The following is a 467-nucleotide window of genomic DNA, read 5'->3' on the forward strand; positions in this document are numbered from 1 at the left end:
CTCTAAAAAAGAGCAGAAACCACCCTCGATGTTAGAAATGAGTGAAATGCTTGATAGGGTTCGGAGTCAAATGTACCCGTTATCTTACTGTAGTGGTCAAATATTTTTAGACAGTACTTAAGAGGTTTTTGTTGAAATAAAGTCTCTCTTTCTCGCTCGGTGTTAAATACTCATTAAAGCTGTGTGGTCTTACACTTTGATAATAGCCCCAAATATAATCATTTACTGCCTGCTGAGCCTCATCAATATTGTCATAGCCGTTTTTTGGCATCCACTCTGTCTTAAAGCTTCTAAAGAACCTCTCTGTAGGTGCATTGTCCCAACAGTTGCCTCGTCGGCTCATACTATGCGACATACCATTGCACTTGGCTACGCATTTAGCATACTCTTCACTGGTATAATGACCACCTTGATCTGAATGAAACAGCACGCCTTTAGGCTCAAGTCTTATGTGATATGCCATTTTT

Annotated in this window: 1 protein-coding gene; it reads right to left on the reverse strand. The window is 40.0% G+C overall.

What is annotated here, in order from left to right; translation table 11 throughout:
• Nucleotides 1-106: 106 nt before the first annotated feature.
• The coding region (locus AAEZ03_RS25880; protein WP_350582577.1) for an integrase core domain-containing protein at nt 107-467 on the reverse strand (361 nt) is incomplete at its 5' end.

It is taken from the genome of Pseudomonas sp. HY2-MNA-CIBAN-0224 (assembly GCF_040310285.1).
Classification (GTDB): domain Bacteria; phylum Pseudomonadota; class Gammaproteobacteria; order Pseudomonadales; family Pseudomonadaceae; genus Aquipseudomonas; species Aquipseudomonas helleri.